Source organism: Candidatus Protochlamydia sp. R18 (assembly GCF_000648255.1).
Lineage (GTDB): Bacteria > Chlamydiota > Chlamydiia > Chlamydiales > Parachlamydiaceae > Protochlamydia > Protochlamydia amoebophila.
The window spans coordinates 1-260 of sequence record NZ_BASL01000591.1 but is presented as its reverse complement, the minus strand read 5'-3'; the positions used below and the strand labels follow the sequence as shown (position 1 = coordinate 260).

General features: G+C 31.5%; 1 protein-coding gene. It reads left to right on the top strand.

Going from position 1 to position 260, the window contains the following annotated elements; all coding sequences use genetic code 11:
* The coding region (locus tag TY19_RS00750) for a transposase (RefSeq protein ID WP_445082239.1) at positions 1–238 on the top strand (238 nt) is incomplete at its 5' end.
* Positions 239–260 lie beyond the last annotated feature (22 nt).

Below are 260 nucleotides of genomic sequence, written 5' to 3'. Positions count from 1 at the left end.
TATTTCAGAAAAACTGACTCATACTCTAATGCAAAAGGGAATTCATCTTTTCACAAAAGTAAAGAAGAAAATGAAAAATAAATTGATCGCGTTAGTGGATAAACTCATGCTAAAAAAGAGGGCTATGATTGAAAGTGTGAATAATCTGTTGAAAAATAGCTGTCAGATAGAACATCATCGGCACCGAAGCCGATGGAACTTTCTTAGAACCTGTTTAAAATCTTTTAATCGTGTATAATTGCCTTCAAAAAAAATTTGTA